This window comes from Saprospiraceae bacterium, assembly GCA_016715965.1.
GTDB lineage: Bacteria > Bacteroidota > Bacteroidia > Chitinophagales > Saprospiraceae > Vicinibacter.
Map to the genome: position 1 here is coordinate 224,236 of JADJXG010000001.1, position 21,622 is coordinate 245,857.

21 protein-coding genes and 2 tRNA genes are annotated in these 21,622 nt (G+C 39.2%); 12 read left to right on the plus strand and 11 right to left on the minus strand.

Annotation, left to right across the window (positions count from 1 at the left end):
- Positions 1–29: 29 nt before the first annotated feature.
- Genes rimM through mnmA form a run of 3 tightly spaced genes read right to left on the minus strand, consistent with a single transcriptional unit; the run spans position 30 to position 2,443 of the window.
- Positions 30–617, minus strand: a complete 588-nt coding sequence (rimM, locus tag IPM48_00775) for a 16S rRNA processing protein RimM (protein MBK9270105.1) — start codon at positions 615–617, stop codon at positions 30–32.
- Complete coding sequence (locus IPM48_00780) at positions 562–1,311, minus strand: hypothetical protein (protein MBK9270106.1); 750 nt, start codon at positions 1,309–1,311, stop codon at positions 562–564. Before IPM48_00780 ends, rimM begins: the two co-directional genes overlap by 56 nt.
- A 10-nt stretch (positions 1,312–1,321) precedes the next feature.
- Entirely contained in the window at positions 1,322–2,443 is a 1,122-nt protein-coding gene (gene mnmA, locus IPM48_00785; protein MBK9270107.1) for a tRNA 2-thiouridine(34) synthase MnmA, read from the minus strand.
- Positions 2,444–2,680: 237 nt separating this feature from the next.
- Between mnmA and IPM48_00790 the strand changes: the two genes are divergently transcribed.
- The 5 genes from IPM48_00790 (at position 2,681) to IPM48_00810 (ending at position 5,058) form a co-directional block, all read left to right on the plus strand.
- Positions 2,681–2,753, plus strand: a tRNA-Gly gene (locus IPM48_00790).
- 7 nt (positions 2,754–2,760) lie between these two features.
- A tRNA-Leu gene (locus tag IPM48_00795) sits at positions 2,761–2,846 on the plus strand.
- Between the two features lie 170 nt (positions 2,847–3,016).
- The gene (locus IPM48_00800) at positions 3,017–3,304 is read left to right on the plus strand and encodes a GIY-YIG nuclease family protein (protein ID MBK9270108.1); all 288 of its coding nucleotides are present in this window, start codon (positions 3,017–3,019) and stop codon (positions 3,302–3,304) included.
- Between the two features lie 345 nt (positions 3,305–3,649).
- Positions 3,650–3,937: a GIY-YIG nuclease family protein gene (locus IPM48_00805; protein MBK9270109.1), complete on the plus strand. Its 288-nt coding sequence runs from the start codon at positions 3,650–3,652 to the stop codon at positions 3,935–3,937.
- Between the two features lie 824 nt (positions 3,938–4,761).
- Positions 4,762–5,058, plus strand: coding sequence for a hypothetical protein (locus IPM48_00810; protein ID MBK9270110.1), 297 nt, complete (start codon positions 4,762–4,764; stop codon positions 5,056–5,058).
- A 32-nt stretch (positions 5,059–5,090) separates the two neighbouring features.
- On the opposite strand, the gene IPM48_00815 is transcribed toward IPM48_00810, so the two are convergent.
- Complete coding sequence (locus tag IPM48_00815) at positions 5,091–6,218, minus strand: hypothetical protein (GenBank protein MBK9270111.1); 1,128 nt, start codon at positions 6,216–6,218, stop codon at positions 5,091–5,093.
- 520 nt (positions 6,219–6,738) lie between these two features.
- Between IPM48_00815 and IPM48_00820 the strand changes: the two genes are divergently transcribed.
- Positions 6,739–8,022: a T9SS type A sorting domain-containing protein gene (locus tag IPM48_00820; protein ID MBK9270112.1), complete on the plus strand. Its 1,284-nt coding sequence runs from the start codon at positions 6,739–6,741 to the stop codon at positions 8,020–8,022.
- Positions 8,023–8,338: 316 nt separating this feature from the next.
- Here the strand turns inward: IPM48_00820 and IPM48_00825 are convergent, their stop codons facing one another.
- The 4 genes from IPM48_00825 to IPM48_00840 all read right to left on the minus strand — a co-directional run bounded on the left by IPM48_00825 (position 8,339) and on the right by IPM48_00840 (position 12,580).
- Positions 8,339–9,037 (minus strand): Crp/Fnr family transcriptional regulator, encoded by a 699-nt coding sequence (locus IPM48_00825; GenBank protein MBK9270113.1) that lies wholly within the window; start codon positions 9,035–9,037, stop codon positions 8,339–8,341.
- 302 nt (positions 9,038–9,339) lie between these two features.
- Positions 9,340–10,722 (minus strand): vanadium-dependent haloperoxidase, encoded by a 1,383-nt coding sequence (locus tag IPM48_00830; protein ID MBK9270114.1) that lies wholly within the window; start codon positions 10,720–10,722, stop codon positions 9,340–9,342.
- A gap of 31 nt (positions 10,723–10,753) precedes the next feature.
- Positions 10,754–11,236, minus strand: coding sequence for a hypothetical protein (locus tag IPM48_00835; GenBank protein ID MBK9270115.1), 483 nt, complete (start codon positions 11,234–11,236; stop codon positions 10,754–10,756).
- Positions 11,237–11,533: 297 nt separating this feature from the next.
- Positions 11,534–12,580, minus strand: coding sequence for a hypothetical protein (locus IPM48_00840; GenBank protein ID MBK9270116.1), 1,047 nt, complete (start codon positions 12,578–12,580; stop codon positions 11,534–11,536).
- 45 nt (positions 12,581–12,625) lie between these two features.
- Here IPM48_00840 and IPM48_00845 point away from each other — a divergent pair, with 45 nt between their 5' ends.
- The 3 genes from IPM48_00845 to IPM48_00855 all read left to right on the plus strand — a co-directional run bounded on the left by IPM48_00845 (position 12,626) and on the right by IPM48_00855 (position 16,931).
- Positions 12,626–13,354, plus strand: coding sequence for an outer membrane beta-barrel protein (locus tag IPM48_00845; GenBank protein ID MBK9270117.1), 729 nt, complete (start codon positions 12,626–12,628; stop codon positions 13,352–13,354).
- Between the two features lie 15 nt (positions 13,355–13,369).
- Positions 13,370–14,227, plus strand: coding sequence for a carboxylating nicotinate-nucleotide diphosphorylase (gene nadC / locus IPM48_00850; GenBank protein MBK9270118.1), 858 nt, complete (start codon positions 13,370–13,372; stop codon positions 14,225–14,227).
- Between the two features lie 466 nt (positions 14,228–14,693).
- A complete protein-coding gene (locus tag IPM48_00855; GenBank protein ID MBK9270119.1) occupies positions 14,694–16,931 on the plus strand; it encodes a hypothetical protein in 2,238 nt (745 codons plus the stop codon).
- Here IPM48_00855 and IPM48_00860 read toward each other — a convergent pair.
- Positions 16,916–17,701, minus strand: a complete 786-nt coding sequence (locus tag IPM48_00860) for a segregation/condensation protein A (GenBank protein MBK9270120.1) — start codon at positions 17,699–17,701, stop codon at positions 16,916–16,918. The genes IPM48_00855 and IPM48_00860 overlap by 16 nt on opposite strands.
- Positions 17,702–17,800: 99 nt before the next feature.
- Between IPM48_00860 and IPM48_00865 the strand changes: the two genes are divergently transcribed.
- The 3 genes from IPM48_00865 to IPM48_00875 all read left to right on the plus strand — a co-directional run bounded on the left by IPM48_00865 (position 17,801) and on the right by IPM48_00875 (position 19,177).
- Positions 17,801–18,511 (plus strand): SAM-dependent methyltransferase, encoded by a 711-nt coding sequence (locus IPM48_00865; GenBank protein MBK9270121.1) that lies wholly within the window; start codon positions 17,801–17,803, stop codon positions 18,509–18,511.
- A 129-nt stretch (positions 18,512–18,640) separates the two neighbouring features.
- Positions 18,641–18,853 carry a DUF2892 domain-containing protein gene (locus IPM48_00870; GenBank protein MBK9270122.1) on the plus strand — a complete coding sequence of 71 codons (213 nt, stop codon included), beginning with the start codon at positions 18,641–18,643 and terminating at the stop codon, positions 18,851–18,853.
- A gap of 48 nt (positions 18,854–18,901) precedes the next feature.
- Positions 18,902–19,177, plus strand: a complete 276-nt coding sequence (locus IPM48_00875) for a heavy-metal-associated domain-containing protein (protein ID MBK9270123.1) — start codon at positions 18,902–18,904, stop codon at positions 19,175–19,177.
- Positions 19,178–19,225: 48 nt separating this feature from the next.
- Here IPM48_00875 and IPM48_00880 read toward each other — a convergent pair whose 3' ends face one another.
- Together IPM48_00880 and IPM48_00885 are read right to left on the minus strand one after the other, a co-directional pair.
- Positions 19,226–19,642, minus strand: coding sequence for a hemoglobin (locus IPM48_00880; protein MBK9270124.1), 417 nt, complete (start codon positions 19,640–19,642; stop codon positions 19,226–19,228).
- 25 nt (positions 19,643–19,667) lie between these two features.
- Positions 19,668–21,041 carry an FAD-dependent oxidoreductase gene (locus tag IPM48_00885; protein ID MBK9270125.1) on the minus strand — a complete coding sequence of 458 codons (1,374 nt, stop codon included), beginning with the start codon at positions 21,039–21,041 and terminating at the stop codon, positions 19,668–19,670.
- Positions 21,042–21,622: the final 581 nt, after the last annotated feature.

Below are 21,622 nucleotides of genomic sequence, written 5' to 3' on the forward strand. Positions count from 1 at the left end.
AATCAATAAATTTTCAAATCAATTCAGTTTCACAATTCCCAAATCCCTTCAGGTAGCTGAACCGTAATTAATTCTTCTTCCGGTTTGAGAATTACAATAAAATGTTCATGAAGGGGTATATGAAAAATTTGACCACCAGATTCTACTTCTGCCATCCATTGGCCCGGAAATTCCTGAATGGAAAGAATATGTCCCAATCGTCCCGATGTGATATCCATCAGCACATATCCTGTTAATCCCATATTTTCAAATTCAGTGTTCTCCATGTTGTTTTTCACAACATCAGGAATACGGGCGTTGTCTGTAAAAATCTCTTTGTGACTTAATAATTTAGCGTGTTCAGGATCATGTACATCCTCAAATTGAATAAAAAATCGACCCTCATCCCGATGACTTTCGATAAAATAGGGTATGTAATTTCCATCTTTGTAAATAAACAATACCCCTTGCTTTAATATTTCATCCCGCAATTCATCTTCCAGTTTTATTTCCAATTCACCATTCAGGCCATGCGCCTTCAGTGTCATTCCAGCTTTAATAAAATCAATCAATGCCAATACTTTAATTGTGACTGTGCAATTTCTGCCGAAGAATAAGTCCTCTTTCTGCTTTTTCATCCCAGCTCAAATTGGGATCGTCAATTTGTGATTTCAACAACCACAATTCGCGATATACCAAACCAATGTTGCCCGCATACCTGGATTCTGAATAAATTCTGTTTAAATCATCTTCATAATCGACTTCTTCCACTTGTACTACATCTTCGTATGTATGGGATCCTATTTGTTCTTTGACCAAAATATTTTTGTAATAATAAGAATCGCCGTTCCAATAGTTAAATGGCTCGAAAAGTTCTCCACGGATGATGATATGGTTTCTATTGGAAAATCTTGAAACACCATTCCATCTTTGAAACTTCCTGACCGGAAAAGCCAATGCGATAAAATCAAGTCCAAACTCAGTCCTGATCATCCAGGATTTTCCGATGGTGGCGAAGGCATTGTCCGCAAATATCCAGGGACCTTCAGGATTTGTACTCCTTGAATAGTCCAGGGCATATTCAATTTCTCCGGGAGCGGTGTGAACTGAGTCAATCACCTGAACCAAAATAAAATTTTTAACAGTATCCCTTTCTATGATATTGGTCTTATTAAAAAAAATCGAATCGGTCTCGTAGATCCACTCGTCTCCAATCTGAAAAGGTACATAGTGGTAACCCACGATTGGTTCATCGGAGCCATCCTTTCCTTTATCACATCGCAAGTTTATCAAAAGGACGGATAAGAATAGAAATAAATAAGTTTTTCTCATGCATCTATTTTTAATCCAATGCGCCTGGCAAATTTGAAAACAGGGAGTTTCTGATGATACCTCCGCAAACAAGATCGTCGCCTTCATAAATCACTGCGGATTGACCCGGAGCAATACCTTTCACGTTTCCGGAAAATGCAATGTGGAGATTTTCCTCCCCCATAGTGATGTTGGAGATATGACCCGGATCCTTGTATCGGATCTTGGTTGTGAATTCATCTCGCGGATCTACTTTTGTATATTTATGCCAGTTGATTTGCGAAACAGTTAAAGCGGGTCTTGACAAATCTTCTTCTTCTCCCAGCACAACGGTGTTGGAATCAGGAAAAATATCTGTCACAAACATAGGTTTGCCAAATGCTTTTCCAAGTCCTTTGCGTTGACCAATGGTGTAGAAGGGATAGCCATCATGGGCACCTAATATCTGCCCGTGGCGATCCACAAACATACCCCCACTCACCTGCTCTTCCAATCCAGCAACCTTTCTCTTTAGGAAGCCTCTGTAGTCGTTGTCGGGAACAAAACAAATTTCATAGCTCTCTGCCTTTTTGGCCAGATTGGTATATCCTCTGTCTGATGCGATCTTACGGGTTTCAGACTTAAGCATGTCTGCCAGAGGAAACTTGCTTCTTTTCAGTGCATCCTGGCTTAAACCCCACAATACATAAGACTGGTCCTTCAACAAATCATGGGCTTTGGAAACGTAGTAACGTCCGTTCAGTTGATTTATCCTGGCATAGTGCCCTGTGGCAATGAATTCGCAATCCAGGCCATCCGCCCTTTTGAGCAAAGCATTCCATTTAATGTGGGTGTTGCACAAAACACATGGATTGGGAGTCCTGCCTGCTAAGTACTCGTCCACAAAATTGTCGATAACCGCATCCCCAAATTCATCTCTGATGTCAAGAATAAAATGATGAAATCCCATGTCAACCGCCATTTTGCGGGCATCTTGCAATGAATCGAGTGAGCAGCAGCCGGTTTCCTTCTTTGAGCCTCCAGAAGAGGCGTAGTCCCAGGTCTTCATGGTGATGCCAATCACCTCGTAACCCTGCTCGTGTAAAAGCAGAGCAGAGACAGCGCTGTCGATCCCGCCACTCATGGCCACCAATACCCTACCAAGCTTACTCATTGTTGAAAATCACAAAGTTAATACATTATAAAATAAAGTAATATATATTTTCAATTGATTTTTTTATTATTTTTTAGGTTCAAACTAAAATCCAGTTTATATATTTGCAACCCAAAAGTTAATTGTCAGGGGGCAAATGTGCTCAGGATTAACATACATCTAAGAATGATTGTTGATTTTATGGATGCTGCTTTGTTTACTTAATCCACAAAACAGTTCGATAAATTACCATCCTATGCGGGAGTAGCTCAGTTGGTAGAGCACGACCTTGCCAAGGTCGGGGTCGCGGGTTCGAGTCTCGTCTCCCGCTCAAAATTGCCCAGGTGGTGGAATTGGTAGACACGCAGGACTTAAAATCCTGTTTGCAGTAATGCAAGTGCGGGTTCAAGTCCCGCCCCGGGTACATAAATCAGAATGAGAGGGAGAGAGAGAATGAGCATGAAATGATCATTCGAGCTCGTTGTCCTTATGAATTATTTCCCATTCTGTTCCTCGCACTATCACTCACTCTAAATCAGAATGAGTATTATTATAATGCATTTGTATCCTGTAAGTTTTTACCTCTTTTCCCTAATGTCATTTATCGTTTATATTATTCATTCAGTCAAATTAGATAAATTCTACATTGGCACGACTGATGACTTCAATAAAAGATTAGAAGAGCATAATCATTTAAAATATCCTAACAGTTTCACGGCCAAAGGTATCCCATGGAGTTTATACCTAACAATACTTTGCAAAACCTCAGGACAAGCCTACAAATTGGAAAAGTATATTAAATCCAGAAAATCTTCTGTTTTTATCAGAAAGTTAAAGTCAGATGAGCGGTTACTTTCAAATTTAATTTCTAGATTAACTTGAAAAAAGTCGACACGCAGTCCCGCTATCCAATTTGAAAGTTTTGATGGAAATTAAAAACAACTATGGATAGCGGGATTAAAATCCTGTTTGCAGTAATGCAAGTGCGGGTTCAATTCCGCTTTGAATAATATCTTAATATTTTATAGTTTTTTCAAAGCGGAACCGCCCCGGGTACATAAATCAGAATGAGAGGGAGAGAGAGAATGAGCATGAAATGATCATTCGAGCTCGTTGTCCTTATGAATTATTTCCCATTCTTTTCCTCGCACTCTCACTCACTCTAAATCAGAATGAGTATTATTATAATGTCATTTGTATCCTGTAAGTTTTTACCTCTTTTCCCTAATGTCATTTATCGTTTATATTATTCATTCAGTCAAATTAGATAAATTCTACATTGGCACGACTGATGACTTCAATAAAAGATTAGAAGAGCATAATCATTTAAAATATCCTAACAGTTTCACTGCCAAAGGTATCCCATGGAGTTTATACCTAACAATACTTTGCAAAACCTCAGGACAAGCCTACAAATTGGAAAAGTATATTAAATCCAGAAAATCTTCTGTTTTTATCAAAAAGCTAAGGTCAGATGAAAGCTTACTTTCTAATTTAATTTCTAAATTAACTTGAAAAAACTCGACACGCAGTCCCGCTATCCATTTCGAAAGTTTTGAAGACAATTAGAAACAAATATGGATAGCGGGATTAAAATCCTGTTTGCAGTAATGCAAGTGCGGGTTCAAGTCCGCTTTGAATAATATCTTAATATTTTATAGTTTTTTCAAAGCGGAACCGCCCCGGGTACATAAATCAGAATGAGAGGGAGAGAGAGAATGAGCATGAAATGATCATTCGAGCTCGTTCTCATTCTGATTTATCTCATAGCGCCAGGAGCGCCACTCCGATTCGCTTCGCATTCTGTTCCTCATTCTCTCTCTCGCCAATAACCTAGGTTACTCCCCATTATTTGGACCTAAAGTATCGTTTGTTATTTTAATAAATTTCATTTTAAGCAGCCTGAATTTTTATCAATTGTGAATATCCTTTCTCAGGTGATTGCCCAGTGGTCTGATGTATTTTTTGGTGATAGTAAACGATATGGTTTTGAACTCCCTCAAAAAGTTCAAAACCATTATTGCATGGATTGAGATAATGAAATCGTACTTTAAGCTTTTCCAAATTCTTTCAATCCTTACATTGCAAATGGTTCGTGGTTTGCTAACAACTTATGTAGAATGGTATATCAACTGTTTCCACATCATTTTCATCATTGCCACATTCTCAGGTGTTTCGGGTTTTGATTTTTAACACAAATTAATTTTTAAATTTATTGCTCAGACAAACAATAACCAGAAAGTGCCCAATATTTTAAAACTAAAATATATTTAATTCTATAATTTTAAAAAATATTTACTAATTTCACCTGAGTTTTAGGAACAATAAAATTATAAACAATGCCACGCTTAACCATCGATGTTGTTACAGATTATAGATATTTGACAGAGTTTGCGCATATTGAGGCCGTCCTGTATGATAATGAAAGCAAACAAACTTATACCTCACTTTCTTCATCTGCGGCTGATGCGGCTGAAACCGGCGGTCACAGAATGTCTGAATTCCCAAACCTAGCCCGTAAAAGCTACACACTGCTTGTGCGTCTTCTGGATACACATTTTCGAACTGTAAAAGGCAAAAGAACCATTATCTCCCTGGCCAATGATCGGGTAACAAGGGTCAGCATCCGACGCTAAAATCGGTATGATGAAGTTTAGAAATTAAGTATCTAATTTCTCTCGATCCAATCAGATATTGCCTTCCTAAAGGTTTTCAATTTCTTTTTATAATGTCTATTGATTCGCTTATTTTTTCGTTCCGGCACATCAACAGATAGAATCTTTTGAATATTTAAAATAACGGGCTTGAATTCTTGAGCATGATTTTTAAATTGTCTGTCAAGAACCTGGCAAACAGTTTCGAGGTTAAGAAGGCCCATCTCCCAGGAGTAAGGGTCCTCCAAATCCCGCTCCGTTCTCCGAGCAGAAGCTTCGAGATTAATGATAAGTGCTTTTACAAATTTTTCAGGATCAGACACATTGTTTTCAACAAGATAAGCATACACATATTGGGTATTATCCCCGTAAATAAAGGCTTCCTCAAATTCTTTATTTGTAAGTATAGCCAGCATGTCTTCTTCATGGTTGGGTATTGATTTGATCTTATCTATGGCCTTGTTTCGAAGCTCAGGCTTAAAAGCCAAAACGTATTTTAAAAGACCATCCACTTTGCTTTCACGAAAACCTTCGACGTATTGTAATGCTTGACGGTATTCTTCCTCACTTTCTTTTCTACTTTCCAATATCCAGGACAATCTTGATGAGATTCGATTTATTTTGTCTTTAATCATTAAATTGCCGTATGTGAGAAGAACGACAGATCCAACCGCAAGACTCACAAAAAATCCAATCTTAATCTGAGCAATGAGCCAGATTGGGAAATGAGCGGATTTAATTTGAAAATTGATTAGGTAAAAACAAGCGCTAAAAACGATCAAAGGAAGCCATACATACATTTTGCTTTTTGCAAGCCAATGCATAAAAAATAAAAACCCGGGCTCATTCCTGCTCTCGCGATATTCAAGACTCCAAAAAGCGCTCGCCACAAAAGCAGCCCAGCCGATGAAGACCAACCAATTCTTGTATTTAAATCCAGGGCTAAAAACACCATCAAAAAAATGATTGTAATTCATGCTCCATGCCAATAGTCCTGAGAAAAGTACAAAACCAAGCAAAGAAATGATATACGCCCAGGCGTAGCCCACTCCGGCATCACCGCCAGGCTGGCCTTTAAGAATGAGGTTCGCTGTAGAAAAATAGATAAAAATTGAAATTAATAGCAATATATTGGCTAACATAAAATTCTATTTATTAAGCGTCCATTAAAACTAAATTTTGTCATTGAAATTAAAGACTGACATGGTACCAAAAAATAGGACTTTGATCTGATCTAGTTAAAAAATAAAATTAGTTCACATTTTACCCCTGCAACAAAGGTAAGCATTGTTCCCAAAAGGTCATGAGCAAATCGAGTTCCGTCTGAAGGTTAAAGAATAGAATGGCTTGAGGAACTCTTGACATTCTTTACACAATCAACTTGGTTTTTGTCCAAGGGTAAAAATACAAAATCATGACTCAATTGGACCACAGTCTTAACTCTTAATGGCTCCGAGTGTCACTTTGACTTTTGAAGGTACCGGGAAACTTCTGTCTTGACTTTTTCCTTGGTTTAGTAAATGGGGACTCCAATTTGGAAACCGCCGCTCAAAAATATTTTTCCAATTAAATTTGGATTCCGCACATACAAGATATTAAATTTGTTCGTTGGTGTACCCTTTGTACACCAACCCAACTTTGTGCTCATTAAAAATAAACCGGATGAAAAAATTGGTTTTGCCTTTACTATTGATCACCTTTTCACTTTTACAAAATACCCTATTGGCCCAACAGGATTTTGATCCTCTGGATTATCCTCCGGTTCCGCTACCGACTTACAGCCCTCCGTTTGATCCGTCGGAGAGGACAAATAAACTGCTCATCTACCATGTGCAGGACAAAGTATTTGACACATTGATCAGCAACCAGACCCAAAATTTTATCAAGCCAAATGATGCGCTTGAAAACATAACGAAAGACCTTGCTTTAACCCACAGGCCGTATGATTACACATTTACCAATTTAATGCCTGCAGACCAGCTTGCAACTTTTCCGGCCTACCCTATTTCTACCGCGGTCAAATTGTTTATTACATTTTACAACCCCAGCAATGGTCAGAATATACCCGGCACCTGCTCAGGAGTTTTGATTCATCCGGGATTTATTCTCACAGCAGCGCATTGCGTCAAGAGCAAGTTTGATGCTAGTTATGCATCTTCATGTTATATCCTTCCGGCTTATAACTTAAACAAAAGACCTTTCGGCCTGACCACGATGAATAAATGGTATGCTCCTACGCAGTGGACCTCCAATGGTAATCTGGATTACGACATCGCCGTCATGAGTTTGACTGATGCAATCGGTCATCAGGCTGGTTTTTTGGACTGGGGCTGGCACGACAACGACAGTTTTTTTATCCAACCGGAAAATGTATTTTACAGTTTTGGATATCCGGCTTATGATGCTTTCAATAATCCGGTATTTGAAGAAGGTGAAAGAATGTACTATATGAAAGGGTACATGGATTCAGTCAACCTAGTCAATTCTGCCTGTCACAGCAACCAAGCCTTTCAGGGACAAAGCGGCAGCGTTCTATACCATCAGGACAGTCAGAATCGCAGAAAAGTATATGGAGCCCTGAGCCACGGCAGTATATTTCCACCTCATTTTAGCTGTCATGCCATATTGGATTCATTGACCTACGAATTATTCAAAACGGTAGTTCCTGATATTACTGAAACCAAAGATGCTGGTCTTGAAAAACAAATACTCATTTATCCCAATCCTGTTAAAGATTTTGTGGTCATCGATTTTTCAGCTGTGCAATCCGCTGAAGTCAATCTTTTAATTTTTGATGTTTTTGGAAAACTGATACTCCAACAAAAAATCACAGGGCAGCAGCAAAAGATCGATTTGAGCTCAATTCCATCGGGCAATTATTTCTTAAAAACCCAAATTCAAGGTCAAATCGCCAATGGCCGGATTTGTAAGGTTGATTCATTCTAATCTATTGGAGACTTAATTAAAGCTTGAATAATGCATTCATCAAGCTTATAAATCAAGTAGGTGTTATCCATTTTAGGACTGAAACATCAAAAGTTTGTCTTTGTGTTTTTTTTTAAGAAATAAGTGCCCGAAACCAAGTTTGCATTTACAAAATAATAGTTTAGCCAAGTAAAAATAATATATCAGAAATTGCTCTTGCCTTTCGATTCCTAACAATTCTTTCATGGTTAGATTTTGAAAAAAAGAATCATTCCAATTTATTTATCCAATAAAATGATATCTTCTTTAAAATGGATTGATTGAACTCTATAAAGAACTAACTATTTTCTTTCAATAATTTCATCAGTTCATCAGTATTGTGAATAAGCAATTGCCTCCCCTTAATTTGAAGGTAATTCGAAGCCTTTAGTCTATTCAGAATTCTTACAACTGTCTCTAACGTAGCGCCAACATATTCAGCGAGCTCAGTTCGCTCAATTGTAATAATTCCTTTCTTCACCCCAGACAGGTTGTATTGCTCATGCAAAATCAATAAAGCAAGGATTAGCCTCTTCTTCACCGGAAAGTCTTGGAATACTGTCATTCTGTTCATCCAGATTGTAAAGTCTTTTGCCAGGGCGGTTAGCATATTTTTAAGAAAAATGCCTGAGTTTGAAAGTAATTTTCTTATGACCTCCTCCGGAATAAAACTAACTTCTGAATCTTCAAGCAAAACCGCAGACACTGGATTTTCAACCTCTGCAATCAATTGGCGATACCCAATCAGATCCCCGTCAGAATGGATGTAAGTAGTCATTCTCCTGCCATTGTATGATTCCTGAAAAATTTTAACCTTACCTGAAATCAACCAATACACTCCCTTTGGAAATGTGCCCTGACGAAACAATATTTCACCCCGCCTACTCTTTTTTGTCTTAGCATTCTCCTTTAGAAATTCAATGTCATTTAAAGGTAGTTCCCTAAATATGAAACTGTTTTGAATTAAATATGGCTGAATTGTTTGACTAAGGTTCATCTTTGTATTGACCGACTTACATACAAATGGATGGTTTAATTAATAAAACAAATGGTTGATTGTTTAACCAGACCACTATTGTTCCCGGAAAGATTTAAAGCAAACAATTAGAAATAACTTAAATAATCTCAATTAAACGGACTCTGAACAGAACAAATTCATCGGGTCAAAAGGAAACATTTGGATCAGGTACCAATATTAAAACATCAAGTCTAATTGAATCGGCAATACCATTAAATAGTTTCAACAATTATTCAAAATGTTTAATTGAATCTAATTAGAGATGCAATATCCGCATGCGTTTATTTCCATGGAAGTGCATTGACTTTACGGCCTATGGAGTAACCCAATTCCAAAGCAGCATCTGAATCCATTCGAAAATGAACACCTATCGGTAGTCTTGAATATGCATTTTCTTGTGCCATTTCATAAAAACTGAAATAACTGCGCGGAATACCTATAAACTCTGTCCGTGATTGATGACATCGATCCGTTAACTCAAAATTAGGGCCGAATTCATTCGTTAGAACCTCAGCCGCTGCGGCACCAAAAGTTCCATGACCACTAGGATAACTTGGAAATGCCGGTGTAAAAAATTGTCCAGACCCATCCGGACACATGATGCTGTTCCAATTCTTATCTCCTATCACTTCTCTTATGTATTCTACAGGACGCAACACATTGTACCTGTATTTTTCTGCCCAACATCTGATACCCGCATCACATAAAGCCATTCCGACCTTTGCGCATACAACCACTGACTTTTCGAGATCTGTTCTGTTTTTCTCCATCGCCTGCAATGAAATAGCGATCCATCGTCCTGCCGGGGAGAAGGTCAGTGCCGGACAATCATCACTCCAGAATTCCGCAATCCATTTGTCCTCATAATTTTTTCCGCTTTTGATTAAGTTGATTTTCTGAGCCGTCTCCAAAGCTTGGATATATAACTCGCTGTTTGGATCCGAACTAAATGCCAACGGAGCATTACATTTTACATCTTTACTTGCCGCAAAAGAACGTACCTGACCCCAATTGGGCAATAAAGCCGAACTAAAATTTGGATAGGTTGGCTTCCATAGACCAGGACCTTTTGGTGGAACATAACTTGGATCTGTGTTATGTAGAAATCCATCATGTCCTGCAAAATCCGATTTCGACCAAATATAAACTGCATCAGCTACGGCTTTTCCCCATTCAACTGATTTGGCAAGAATCTCTGGACTCTGATCGTTTTGATATTTCTGTGTAAAGTAATTGCTAGTTGCGATCATTCTTGAATAAATTTCTGAAGGTGCTGTAGGAAACAACTTTTGAACGATGTTTAAATAAGCGCTATTCAGGGCAATCGGGTAATGAATATCAGAATTCGCCCTCCTGGGCATCTGCAAACCAGAAAAATAGTCTCTAAATGACTTTTGGGAAGGCATACCGGGAATCAGCGTTTCATAAGCAACCAAGCCGATGTACGCATAAGACCTTGCCGCAACCGGAGGAAGGTATCCTGGTGTAAATCGCTCCACATCCAGGATTAATTCATTCCATTTCCGAACCACTTCATTGTCAAAACTGGACGCAAACTTTTCACCAGAATAGACATCTTCAGGTCGCTGACATGCGCTTAGAAGACAAAAGAAGCTTATTACTAATAAAATTAGTTTGTTAAAAGAAAATAATTGTTGTATCATTTGATTAGATTTAGAATTGAAATAAATTGGTTTAATTTGATTGGATTAATTTAAATTTACCGACATATCTATGATAAATTTGAGGATCGGCTTGTGACACATCTTTAAAGAATTGGTACTTCTCTATTTCGAATTTTTGGTATTGCTCAGCCAGTAATCGAAGTTTAATTGCAAGGATTTCATCCATTTCAGCAGCATTATCTACAATTTTGTGAACTTGCTCATTCAATTTATTATAAGACATAAACATTCTCATATGATAGGCAGAGTTCGAATTCAAGAAAATATGGCGATCAACAGGTGGAAGGTCTGCGGGCAATTCATCTCGAAGCTTCCGAGAGGTTAAAGCCCAAAGTTCTTTTATGCATGAATCCAAGTCTCTATGCCTTTGATTGAGTTCCTGTGCAATGAATAACAGTTGTTCAGCTTCCTTCTCCCAGTCCCTGCTTTCTCCACAGCCCATAAAAAAGGTACTTAATAGTGAATAAAGGAATAAGATCCTCAAATTTTTCATACGGATAGCTTCATTTCCAGAGGCAAAGTTTTGGAGAAAAATTTAGGGGAGGTTTGATAATTGTCAAAGAATGAAAAAAAAAATCAGGATCCCTTAATCTTCAATGATTAAGGAATTGAATAGATATGCAAAGCTACCTTCAATATCTGCCTATTTCAATTTCAGTAAAAAATAATTACAAAATGATGAAATACTTCTATTAAAGATTAAGGTTCTCGTTGGCCTACCTTTATTAATAGCACTAAAACCCAAAAATTAATATGAGCTATTAAATAAACCCAATACGATCAATAAAATTTACTCATCTACCGGCTTAAACCTGCTTTCTTCCAGGATTTTTTGGCCATCGCTTGCCTTGATTAAATCAGACATACTGGTTCTTGGTTTTCTTTTCATATAAGCCTCGATGATGTAGTAGCCAATGTAGCTCCCAGTTTGACCGGGAGCCTGTTGTGGCATCCCCGGTGAATCCGGACTCGGATGAATGTATTTTTGTATTTTCATGAAGTTATTCTCAAACAATAAATTTTCTCCGGTAAAAAAAGCCCAGATTGCTCTGCGGTTTTTACTGCACCACTCCAACTCTTCAGAAGAGTATTCAAACAATACAGTATCGTGTACAGAAGGAATTAATCTCGATAAAATGTACAGTCTTTTTCCCCTATGGATTATAAAGTCCAAAAGCCGACTGCCGGGTTCGGGCCCTAACCGATCGTCCACCCATATTTCCCAGGTCTTTTTTATCAGATGGTCTTTGTTGAATGTCCTGGCCAAATAGTTGGAAAAACTGGGATTGGCAGGATCGATCAATTTGTAATCAAAATCCGGCCCTAAAAAAAAATCCAAGCCTATACCAAGGCCATCCAAAGAATCTGTATCTTCAAAAATAAAATTGCCAACATTAAATCCGCTGATCAAGGTATAGAATCGGGGTGTCCTGAAATCCGGAAAATAATACCTGGCCAAACCACAACTCTGACCAAACATCTTTTCAAGCCATCCCAGCTCCATGTATCGATCATTGGTTAAATTTAACAAATTGTAAGAACTGGAATCTCTGTAAAACTCCATCGCCCTGCTAAAAAATTGTGTATCCAGGCTGTCCAAATTTTCTGCCCATCCCAATATTTGCTCAAAATAAATCCTGCTTATATTGGGATATTCCTCCATCATTTTGATCAAAGATCTTTCGATCTGTTGGGTATCGACCTCAAATAATTTTTTCTCCATGCGAATCAGGGAGATTTCAGGAGATAGATTTGGATCAAAATCTGATGGAATCCTGCTGTTCTTAGAAGTACAGGCCACAAAAATTAAAAATAAGAGAATAAAATTGCGCTTCATTGACTAATTTTACATTCCAATCACAATAACGATACAAATTAAGACATGGTACCAATTCATTTAAAAAAATACTGCTTATTGCTCTTGAGTTTGCCTTATTGGCTCAATGCCCAGGATCAATTTGACTTGGTGGACGTAGCCTTGTTGACAGGACCTTCGATTAGCTGGATGCATACTGATAACAATACCATAAATTCCAAAGGAATCAAACTTGCCTATAAAATTCACGCAATTGCTGATTTTGCCCTCAACGAGCGATTTAGTATTACCGGTGGAGTGGGTCTTTCGCTGGGACTTGGTGGCAATCTGGTCTATCAGACGGGCGGAAATCTTTGGTCCGAATCTTCTCTGAACATCCCAAGGGGTGATTCTTTACCAGATGGCGTCCAGCTGGGATACAGGGTCAATTATATTGATTTTCCAATTGGTTTCCGGATGAAAACCAATCAGTTTGGAAAATTTCGCTTTTATGCACAGGTTCCGGAATTGATGCTGGGAATACGCACCCGCGCAAAGGGGAGCATTGAAGGTGAGGGCGTAAATACCTCTGGTGAACAGATTAAAAGTCAAATTGGATTTTTTCAGCTTGCCTGGGCGCTTGGCGCCGGCACAGATTATTATTTATCGGACAAAATCACGCTTACCGGTGGATTTCGGTTTTTTCAAACCCTGGCAGATGTCACAGATGACTCTGGTAGATTTAGAACCGGCAACAAAGAAAATTCCAAAGCATACATCAACAACATTGACTTCAGAATAGGACTCATTTTTTAATCCCCATTTTTTATTTTGAGAGATTTTCAACTTGAATCTTACATTCGGGATGCTCTTCATGAGGACATTGGCACCGGTGACATCACTTCTTTGGCCTGCATCCCTGAAAATTCAAATTCCAAAGCCATTCTTTTGGTAAAGCAAGAAGGAATTCTCGCCGGTGTGGAATTCGCAGAAGCAGTATTTCGACAGTTTGATGCAGAACTCAGGTTCGAAAAAATCTTAAATGACGGAGCAAACGTCCAATATGGCGATCTGGCTTTTCATGTATCCGGATCTACCAGAGCTATACTGCAGACCGAAAGGCTGGTACTTAATGTGATGCAGCGGATGAGCGGGATTGCAACACTCAGTTCGTTGTACGCGAAAGAGGTGGCCGATCTCCCTGTTAAAATATTAGATACCCGCAAAACAACAGCGCTCAACCGATTTATCGAAAAATGGGCCGTGCGAATCGGTGGTTGTCACAATTACCGGGATGGATTGTACGATTGGTTTATGATCAAAGACAACCACATCAAAGCATGTGGAGGAATCCAAGCAGCAGTCGAAGCTGTACATCAATACCGTCAATTCCATGGACTTGAAAAAATTGGAATCACGGTTGAAGTTAAAAATAAGCTGGAGTGCGAAGAGTTGATCCAGATTGGAGGAGTGACAAGGGTTATGTTTGACAATTTCGAATTGGAAAATCTTCGGGAAGCGGTAGTTTTTGTCAACCATCGCTTTGAAACCGAAGCTTCCGGTGGCATCACCCTGAATAATCTTCGGTCGGTCGCAATGACCGGAGTCGATTATATCTCAGTCGGCGCGCTCACCCACAGTGCCGGAAGCCTCGATTTAAGCTTGAAGATCAAGGAGCAATGGTCCTAAACCGGATTGGTGATCAAAATAAAGGTGCTCAAGGCCACCGATAGAATAACTACCAACCAGAATCTGACGTCCTTGTAGAAAACCACGGGGGTTTGGTCTGTCTTCATACCATCTCTGATTTTGAAAATAAATAAATAATGACAACTTTTTTGCCCTTGAGATGAATCTATTCGACTTTACACCTTCGATTTCTGTATACCATTGGATCGCTGATGTACATCTCATCGGACCATCAATGGTATCCAAAAACGATGCCATATCATTTTGATGTAATATGTCCCTGTTTACTGGCATCTTAAGGCATATGCCTCAATTTTTTATGATATGTCCCCTTAAATTTTTCCAAAAATCATGGATATTCTAAAAAATACCAAAAGAGCATTAGTTGCTGTATGTATTTTTTAAACGATATGTCCATTGAAATCAAACATGGATTGGCAAAAAAATACCAAATTTGTATCATCAGATGAGAATGCAGGAAGCAGAATTGAACATATTGGGCATCAGACACCATGGCGCGGGTTCCTGCAGACGCATGATGATGGCTTTGGAACAAATAAAACCTGATGCACTCTGCATCGAACTACCTAAAGAGGTTGAGCAAATTTTACATCAACTTTCAGAATCTGGCAATGAATGCCCCCTGGCTTTTTTACTCTACGAGGAAGCACAAGCTAATAATTGCTACTACCTGCCTTTTGCAGAATTCTCACCTGAATATCAGGCCATCTTATTCGGATTGAAACACCATATTCCTGTCTTTGCCATGGATCTTCCCGCGAAATATGCGCTCGCCAACCGATCATTTGGAACCAATGACTCCAAGAATTTAACCCTCGAACAAAAAAATATGATCAGGGATCCACTGGGATACCTGGCCTCCATGCAGGGGTACAAAGACAGTGAGATTTGGTGGTCAAAATATTTTGAGCATTGGACAGAACATTCCGGTCTTTTTGATATGATTCAACAACTTATGTGTGAATTGCGCCATAAGAGCAATCATCTCGATGATGCAGAGACTTTGATCAGAGAAAAATTCATGCGCGATCAGATTCGAAAATGTCTGGCACAGGGTTATAAAAAAATAGCCGTGATTTGTGGTGCTTGGCATGGACCAGTGCTCACGATGGACCATATCCATCAATCCAGTCATGAAAAACCACCGACACTGAAATCCGTCAACACTTCTTGTACCCTGATCCCTTGGTCTTATCAAAGACTTGTGCTCAACAGGGAATATTCGGCTGGAGTGAAATCACCCGCATGGAATGAATCGCTATTCTTACATCCAGATTCGGCCTTGTCTGATTGGTTGACCAAAGCTGCCTGGGAGTTCCGGAAATTTGGATATTCCATTGGGACTTCTGAAATCATAGATGCTGAAAAACTGGCATATCAACTCACTTTATTAAGAGGCCTTTCGAAGCCAGGCATTCAGGAATTGGAAGAAACTTTAATTTGCATTTTCGGTCAGGCGGATCCGGGAAAGATTCAGCTTTTATCAGAAAAGATTTTTGTTGGCAGCAAAATCGGAAAGTTGCACACCGATCAAAGTAAACTTCCCTTTGTAAAAGAATTTAAAAGTCAGATAAAAAGTTTGGGTTTACTTGGGTACTGGGAGCAAGAAAATGAAAAAACGCTACAGCTTGATCTGAGAAAACCTAAACATCTCGAAAAAAGCAGATTTATCCACAAATGCTTTTTGCTTGAATTAAATTGGGCGATTCCTGTGTCCTTGGATTTTGTTGCCCAGGGTAATTTTCACGAACATTGGAATTTTGCATGGTCTCCGGAATTGGAAGTGGACTTGATCCATAAAGCCATTTTAGGAAATTCTATGGATGAGCTAGCAAGTCGATTGTTGGTTGATTTTATTCAATCCAAGGACGTCTCTTTGGCAAAATTAGGCATGTTGATGGAACATGCTCTGAAAGCTGGAATGGATCAACTCATTACCGGCATCAGTCAGAAAATACATGCACTGTGCATAGACATCGAGGATGTCATGGAATTATCCAAGTTGTTGCGACCCTTATTAGCAGGTTTGAGTTATGGAAGTTTGCACAACTATCATGTGGAAAATACCCGCCAATTAATAGAATTTATTCTGCCGAGATTGGTTTTCAATTTTGGACACCAATGCATTGGGATCCAGGATGAAAAAGCAAGGTCATTGATGCAGACCATGCTTACCATTCACAGTTCTTTTTACCATTGTCAAATGGAGGAATTAAAAGCGGAATGGAAAGAACAAGTGAAAAAATTCAGCGCCCAGATTTCTGTACATCCGATCATCCGTGGCAAAGGAATAAACCTGTGTTTGGACGAGCAATGGATCTCCGATCAGGAATATGGAGACAGACTGATCATGGAATGTGGAGATGCCCATTCGCCCAACAATACAGCATTGTGGTTGGAGGGATTTCTCTTGTCCGGATCTGCCTTTTATTTAAACAAAGATGAGATGATTTTTACTTTGGACAACTGGCTTCGTCAATTGTCCGACGAACAATTTAAAACGGTATTGCCCTTGTTGAGAAGAAGTTTTAGTCAGATCAGTTATGGTGAACTGATCCGGATAAAAAGTAAGATCAATCAAGGAAACAAAAATTTGCAAAGCCTCCATCTTTATCAATGGGTGTGGAGGGAAGATTTAATTAAAAAAACCATTGAAAAATTAAAGCCTCAATCTTTAGCTTGATTATCTTCATCCCTTACACCAGAATTTTCAGATGCCTCCTCGGTCGCTTCTTCAATCCAAAATTGATTGATCAAATCTCCTTTAATGATAGACAGTTGTTGGAGGTTGACCATTTCAAGAAGTGCAAGAAAAGTAACGATGGCGTGAATTCTGTTGTCGCAGGACTCAAATATTTCCATAAAATCCACCCGCGACTTAGTACGCAGCAGTATTTTTATTTTTTCTTGCTGATCGGAAATCTGATATTCGTAATCAAAAATCTTGTGAACAACAGCCGGAGGTTTGTTGAACCGATCCATTACCTTTTGGAAGACCTTCAGCAAATTGTACAAACTCAATGTTTCCCATTCGGCATCGACAAGGGCTTTTTGAGAAAGGACTTCAAATTCAGTCTTAAGATTTCCTCTTGGCATTTTCAAAGATTGCTCGTCCTCAAAATTTGACAATTCCTGAATGACTTCCTTGACCGCCTTGTACTCCAGTAGTTTTTGTACCAACTCTCTCCTGGGATCCAGCTCCTGGTTGTTTTCATCCAATTCTTTACGTGGAATGAGCATCTTGGCCTTGATTCTGATCAGGGTGGCTGCTACCAAAATGAATTCACTGGCCAGGTCAAGATTGAGGGATTCGATGTGCCGGATGTATTCCAAAAAATCACCCGTTATTTTTGCAATCGGTATGTCGTGGATATCCAGTTCGTCCCTTTCTATAAAAAACAGCAACAGGTCAAATGGACCTTCAAATTGCTGTATTTTAATGGTATAACTCATAAAATCCCCAAAAGGAATGCGAAGATAGTGGATCTCAAATAATTGTATCCAGATAATCATTGGCAATAATCTTAAATTTGCAATAATAAATCCTTCAAAATGAGCTCAAAAGCCTGCCTTTACCTTATTCCCGTCCCTCTGTCAGGTGCAGGTATTGGCCAAATGTCCACCGAGGCAATCGCCACTGCGCATCGGCTGAATTTTTTTATTTCCGAGAGGCCAAAAACAAGCAGAAAGTGGATCAAGGATATCGGACATCCCTTGCCGCAGTCTCAAATCACGGTGATCGATATTGCCGATATCTCTGACAATGTTGTATTTAATAACATGGTACAGCTATTGGGTGCAGACACAGACATGGGTTTGCTTTCTGAGGCTGGTATGCCTTGCATCGCTGACCCGGGATATGAATTGGTGGCGCAGTTGTCCCAATTGGGCCATAAAGTCAAACCCCTCTCGGGACCCAACAGCATGATGATGGCCTTGATGGCATCCGGCATGCCAGGACAGAATTTTACTTTTCACGGATACCTGAGTGCCAAAAAAGAAGAGCTGAGAGAAGAATTGATTAAGATCTCAAAAGCGGCCAAATCCACCGGATTTACCCAGATATTTATGGAAACTCCCTATCGGAATAAGCAAGTTTTCAGCACTTTGCTCAGTGTTAGTCCTCAGGAAATGAAGCTCTGCGTGGCAGCGTCCATTGGAGCTCCGAATGAAGCCATCCTAACTTCAAAAATAAAAGAGTGGAGAAAGCTGGACCTGAATTCTTTCATCGATCATCCTGCAATATTTTTACTTGGTGCGTAATTTGTCCTTGGTTTAACAGAAAATCGTCGGAACAGCACCCAATACCAAACAATATCATTTGAAAAGGTGAGCATTGTTTCTGTCATTTTATTTCAAGCAAAATAGATTTGCTGAATAAAACAAACTACCATGATAAAAAATATGGGTTCCTCTGACAAAAGCATTCGAGTCATTATTGCATTTACGATTGCTGTACTTTATTTTATGAATGTTATCACAGGGACGATCGCCATTGTTGCTTTGATTCTTGCGATTGTTTTTTTAGCCACCAGCTTTATTGGATTTTGTCCTTTGTATTATCCTTTTGGTTTCAACACTTGTTCCAAAAAGGAAAATACTTAGACCTGGAACCATGTCTATATGCCTATTGTTATTCAATAAAAGATAGTTATGCACACTGCTACAATAAAAATTGCCAATTTGAAGTGCAATGGTTGCGCAAATACCATACACAAAAAACTTCAGGAATTAAATGGTGTTAGGGAGGTGGATGTAAATGTAGAGGATGATGAGGTAAGGGTGAATTATGATGAATCTATATTAGAATTGGATAAGGTAAAAAAGACATTGTTGTCCCTCGGTTATCCTGAAGCAACAGAAGAAAATGGACTACTCACCCAGCTAAAAAGTTATGCCAGTTGCATGGTTGGCCGCTTTGGACCGTAGGAATTCATTCAGAAATTATTTGTAAGAACTGGATGATGTAGATCGTCGCTATGCAGGGTCCTCCACACTGGCCATCATGTTCTTGGCAAGTGTATTGTAACACAATGCCCATGCTTGTTCTAATTCAGCATTCCAATCAGATTTTAAGGCTACTTCCAGTGTCCAAAGCAGGGATTCTCCCACCATGTAATAATGCTTTGCTTTGACACCATATTCCACATGTCTTTTGGCCATTTCTCTGATCTCGACCGACAATTCTTCCAGTTGATCCAATTTGTTGACAATCAGGTTGAGCATTTCCATCAATTTAAGGTACTGTTGGTTCATGTCCTTTGAAAATAATTTTTGAGTAGCAGGATAATCCGCAAACAATTTGTTGTAGAACGCATTGCCCACGACCGCCGGATCAATATTAGATATTATTTTCCAACTCTCTTTTATGATTTCAATTTGGCGGTCAGTCATCTGCAGTCATATTTAATGCATCCCCTCAACCTGCCTGAATTTCATCTACTGCGTCTTCTCCACTTTGGATGGCTCCCTCCATAAATCCCTGCCAGTCTGCCAAATGCTCGCCTGCAAAATAAACATTTCGGAACGATTGCTTTAGTACCGGCATGACATCAAACCACTGCCCTTTACCATAGAATGCATACGCACCAAAAGAAAATGCATCCTGTCCCCAATAATACATGAGTTCTTCTTTGATGTATTTTTTAACATTGCCAAAAGCTGGTTTGAGTGCATCTAGAATAATCTCTGCGCGTTGGGGCTTGCTGACTGATGCCAATGCATCCGCCTTGTCTCCGGCCGCATAACAGATCAGTACGCCTGTCTTTGATCCCTGATTTTTAGTGGCGTGGTAAAAATAATGCGCCGGGGTATCTGTGATCATGTCAAAATCATCGCGCTTCCATAATTTTTCGCGAAAAACGATCGGAAATTTACCGATTCTGGAATACTGCAATTCCTTTATTGCGTCAAGTGTTTGACTAGGCAAACCTGGGCGCCAATCAATTTGTAAGATAGAATAAGTGGGAATGGTACAAATCAATTTTTCAGCCTTGAACACCTTTCCACCGGCACAAGTCACCACTACTTGCTTGTTGCTCGTTTGATCGACGCTGATGGCTTTGTGATTCAAATGGATATTTTCCGCACCCAGATGTTCCACCATTTTCTTCACCAAAGCAGAATTGCCTCCCTTTATTTTATAGTCCATCTCATTTTTCTCGCTGCTTTCCGCATATTCTGCAAATGCGGCGTAGGCTGAAGTATGTCGGATGCTCTCTCCAAAATCGGTAGAATCCAGGAGCTCCCTCAAATGAAGATCCCTATACTCTAGATTTTTTAAGCTCAAATATCTCCACCAATCTGTCTTGTCCAAATTCTTCTTTTGGTTTTCTGACATATCTTCCCAAATAGCTGATTTGTTATTCCAAAAATCATTCATACCGGCACTAAAATCCCAGTTTCCTGTTTTGGAATGCTTTCCATTGTAGCAGAGATCTGTTTCAAATTGATTGTTTTCAAGGATCAATCCAAAACGCTCACACAATTTGGTCAATTTCTCATGAGAAGCACCGACCCATTCTGCTCCTAGTTCGATCACCTGGTCCTTTGAGGAATTCGGAGAATGAGAAAATACCCTGCCTCCTACCCTTCCGCGCGCTTCCAGTATGGTAACGCTTATACCTGATTCCTTTAACTTCATGGCAGCTGACAATCCAGCCAATCCTGCTCCCAAGATCAAAACAGATTTAGCGGCCGGGACCAATTGATTGGCAGCTTTTGCACGATTGGACAAGGCCATCAAGGATGTACCATACACAGTGCTCTTTACAATAAATTCTCTCCTCTTCATGGACCAATATTGAAATAACTAGAAATGAAAAATTTGAAAAAACAAATATCTATATTAAATTAGAACTAATTGATATAAATTTACGTAACATCTGAAATAGCTTAGGATCAATGTCAGTGGTCACAAATTGAACCATTAAATATTCTGAATGAGTGTACCACCCTATGAATATCCTACCAACGTATAACTTCCCAGAAACAAAAAAACCTCTCCTATTTTTTTACTTTTGTTTGCGTACCTTTAAATTTGGTTAAAAAGGGAAGATCAATACAATGTTAGAAAATGGATAAAATCACATTTGTCCAAAATAATTTTTAGAAACTAACTTTTCCACTTTTTGTCGCGCACGACTGAACGATCCAAGCTAAAAGCTTGGTGGAGTGCGACAGCACTCTAAGTGAAGGAGCCGCGAAAGCGGAGTACCAAAAAACGCAGCCTTTTCTAAGGCGGCATCTATCTTGATTCTATTTGGCTTAATTGGGTTCATTTTGCAAAGTTCACTGTTGGGACAGATTTTGGGCGCTGTATATTGCCGCTCCATAATATGATTTCATTATGATAGTTTGTTTGATGACTGCATC

Bases quoted from the DNA above. Each gene is read 5' to 3' on its own strand.
- rimM (MBK9270105.1), bottom strand. From the start codon at position 617: ATGAAAAAGCAGAAAGAGGACTTATTCTTCGGCAGAAATTGCACAGTC.
- IPM48_00780 (MBK9270106.1), bottom strand. From the start codon at position 1,311: ATGAGAAAAACTTATTTATTTCTATTCTTATCCGTCCTTTTGATAAAC.
- mnmA (MBK9270107.1), bottom strand. From the start codon at position 2,443: ATGAGTAAGCTTGGTAGGGTATTGGTGGCCATGAGTGGCGGGATCGAC.
- IPM48_00800 (MBK9270108.1), top strand. From the start codon at position 3,017: ATGTCATTTATCGTTTATATTATTCATTCAGTCAAATTAGATAAATTC.
- IPM48_00805 (MBK9270109.1), top strand. From the start codon at position 3,650: ATGTCATTTATCGTTTATATTATTCATTCAGTCAAATTAGATAAATTC.
- IPM48_00810 (MBK9270110.1), top strand. From the start codon at position 4,762: ATGCCACGCTTAACCATCGATGTTGTTACAGATTATAGATATTTGACA.
- IPM48_00815 (MBK9270111.1), bottom strand. From the start codon at position 6,218: ATGTTAGCCAATATATTGCTATTAATTTCAATTTTTATCTATTTTTCT.
- IPM48_00820 (MBK9270112.1), top strand. From the start codon at position 6,739: ATGAAAAAATTGGTTTTGCCTTTACTATTGATCACCTTTTCACTTTTA.
- IPM48_00825 (MBK9270113.1), bottom strand. From the start codon at position 9,037: ATGAACCTTAGTCAAACAATTCAGCCATATTTAATTCAAAACAGTTTC.
- IPM48_00830 (MBK9270114.1), bottom strand. From the start codon at position 10,722: ATGATACAACAATTATTTTCTTTTAACAAACTAATTTTATTAGTAATA.
- IPM48_00835 (MBK9270115.1), bottom strand. From the start codon at position 11,236: ATGAAAAATTTGAGGATCTTATTCCTTTATTCACTATTAAGTACCTTT.
- IPM48_00840 (MBK9270116.1), bottom strand. From the start codon at position 12,580: ATGAAGCGCAATTTTATTCTCTTATTTTTAATTTTTGTGGCCTGTACT.
- IPM48_00845 (MBK9270117.1), top strand. From the start codon at position 12,626: ATGGTACCAATTCATTTAAAAAAATACTGCTTATTGCTCTTGAGTTTG.
- IPM48_00855 (MBK9270119.1), top strand. From the start codon at position 14,694: ATGAGAATGCAGGAAGCAGAATTGAACATATTGGGCATCAGACACCAT.
- IPM48_00860 (MBK9270120.1), bottom strand. From the start codon at position 17,701: ATGAGTTATACCATTAAAATACAGCAATTTGAAGGTCCATTTGACCTG.
- IPM48_00865 (MBK9270121.1), top strand. From the start codon at position 17,801: ATGAGCTCAAAAGCCTGCCTTTACCTTATTCCCGTCCCTCTGTCAGGT.
- IPM48_00870 (MBK9270122.1), top strand. From the start codon at position 18,641: ATGATAAAAAATATGGGTTCCTCTGACAAAAGCATTCGAGTCATTATT.
- IPM48_00875 (MBK9270123.1), top strand. From the start codon at position 18,902: ATGCACACTGCTACAATAAAAATTGCCAATTTGAAGTGCAATGGTTGC.
- IPM48_00880 (MBK9270124.1), bottom strand. From the start codon at position 19,642: ATGACTGACCGCCAAATTGAAATCATAAAAGAGAGTTGGAAAATAATA.
- IPM48_00885 (MBK9270125.1), bottom strand. From the start codon at position 21,041: ATGAAGAGGAGAGAATTTATTGTAAAGAGCACTGTGTATGGTACATCC.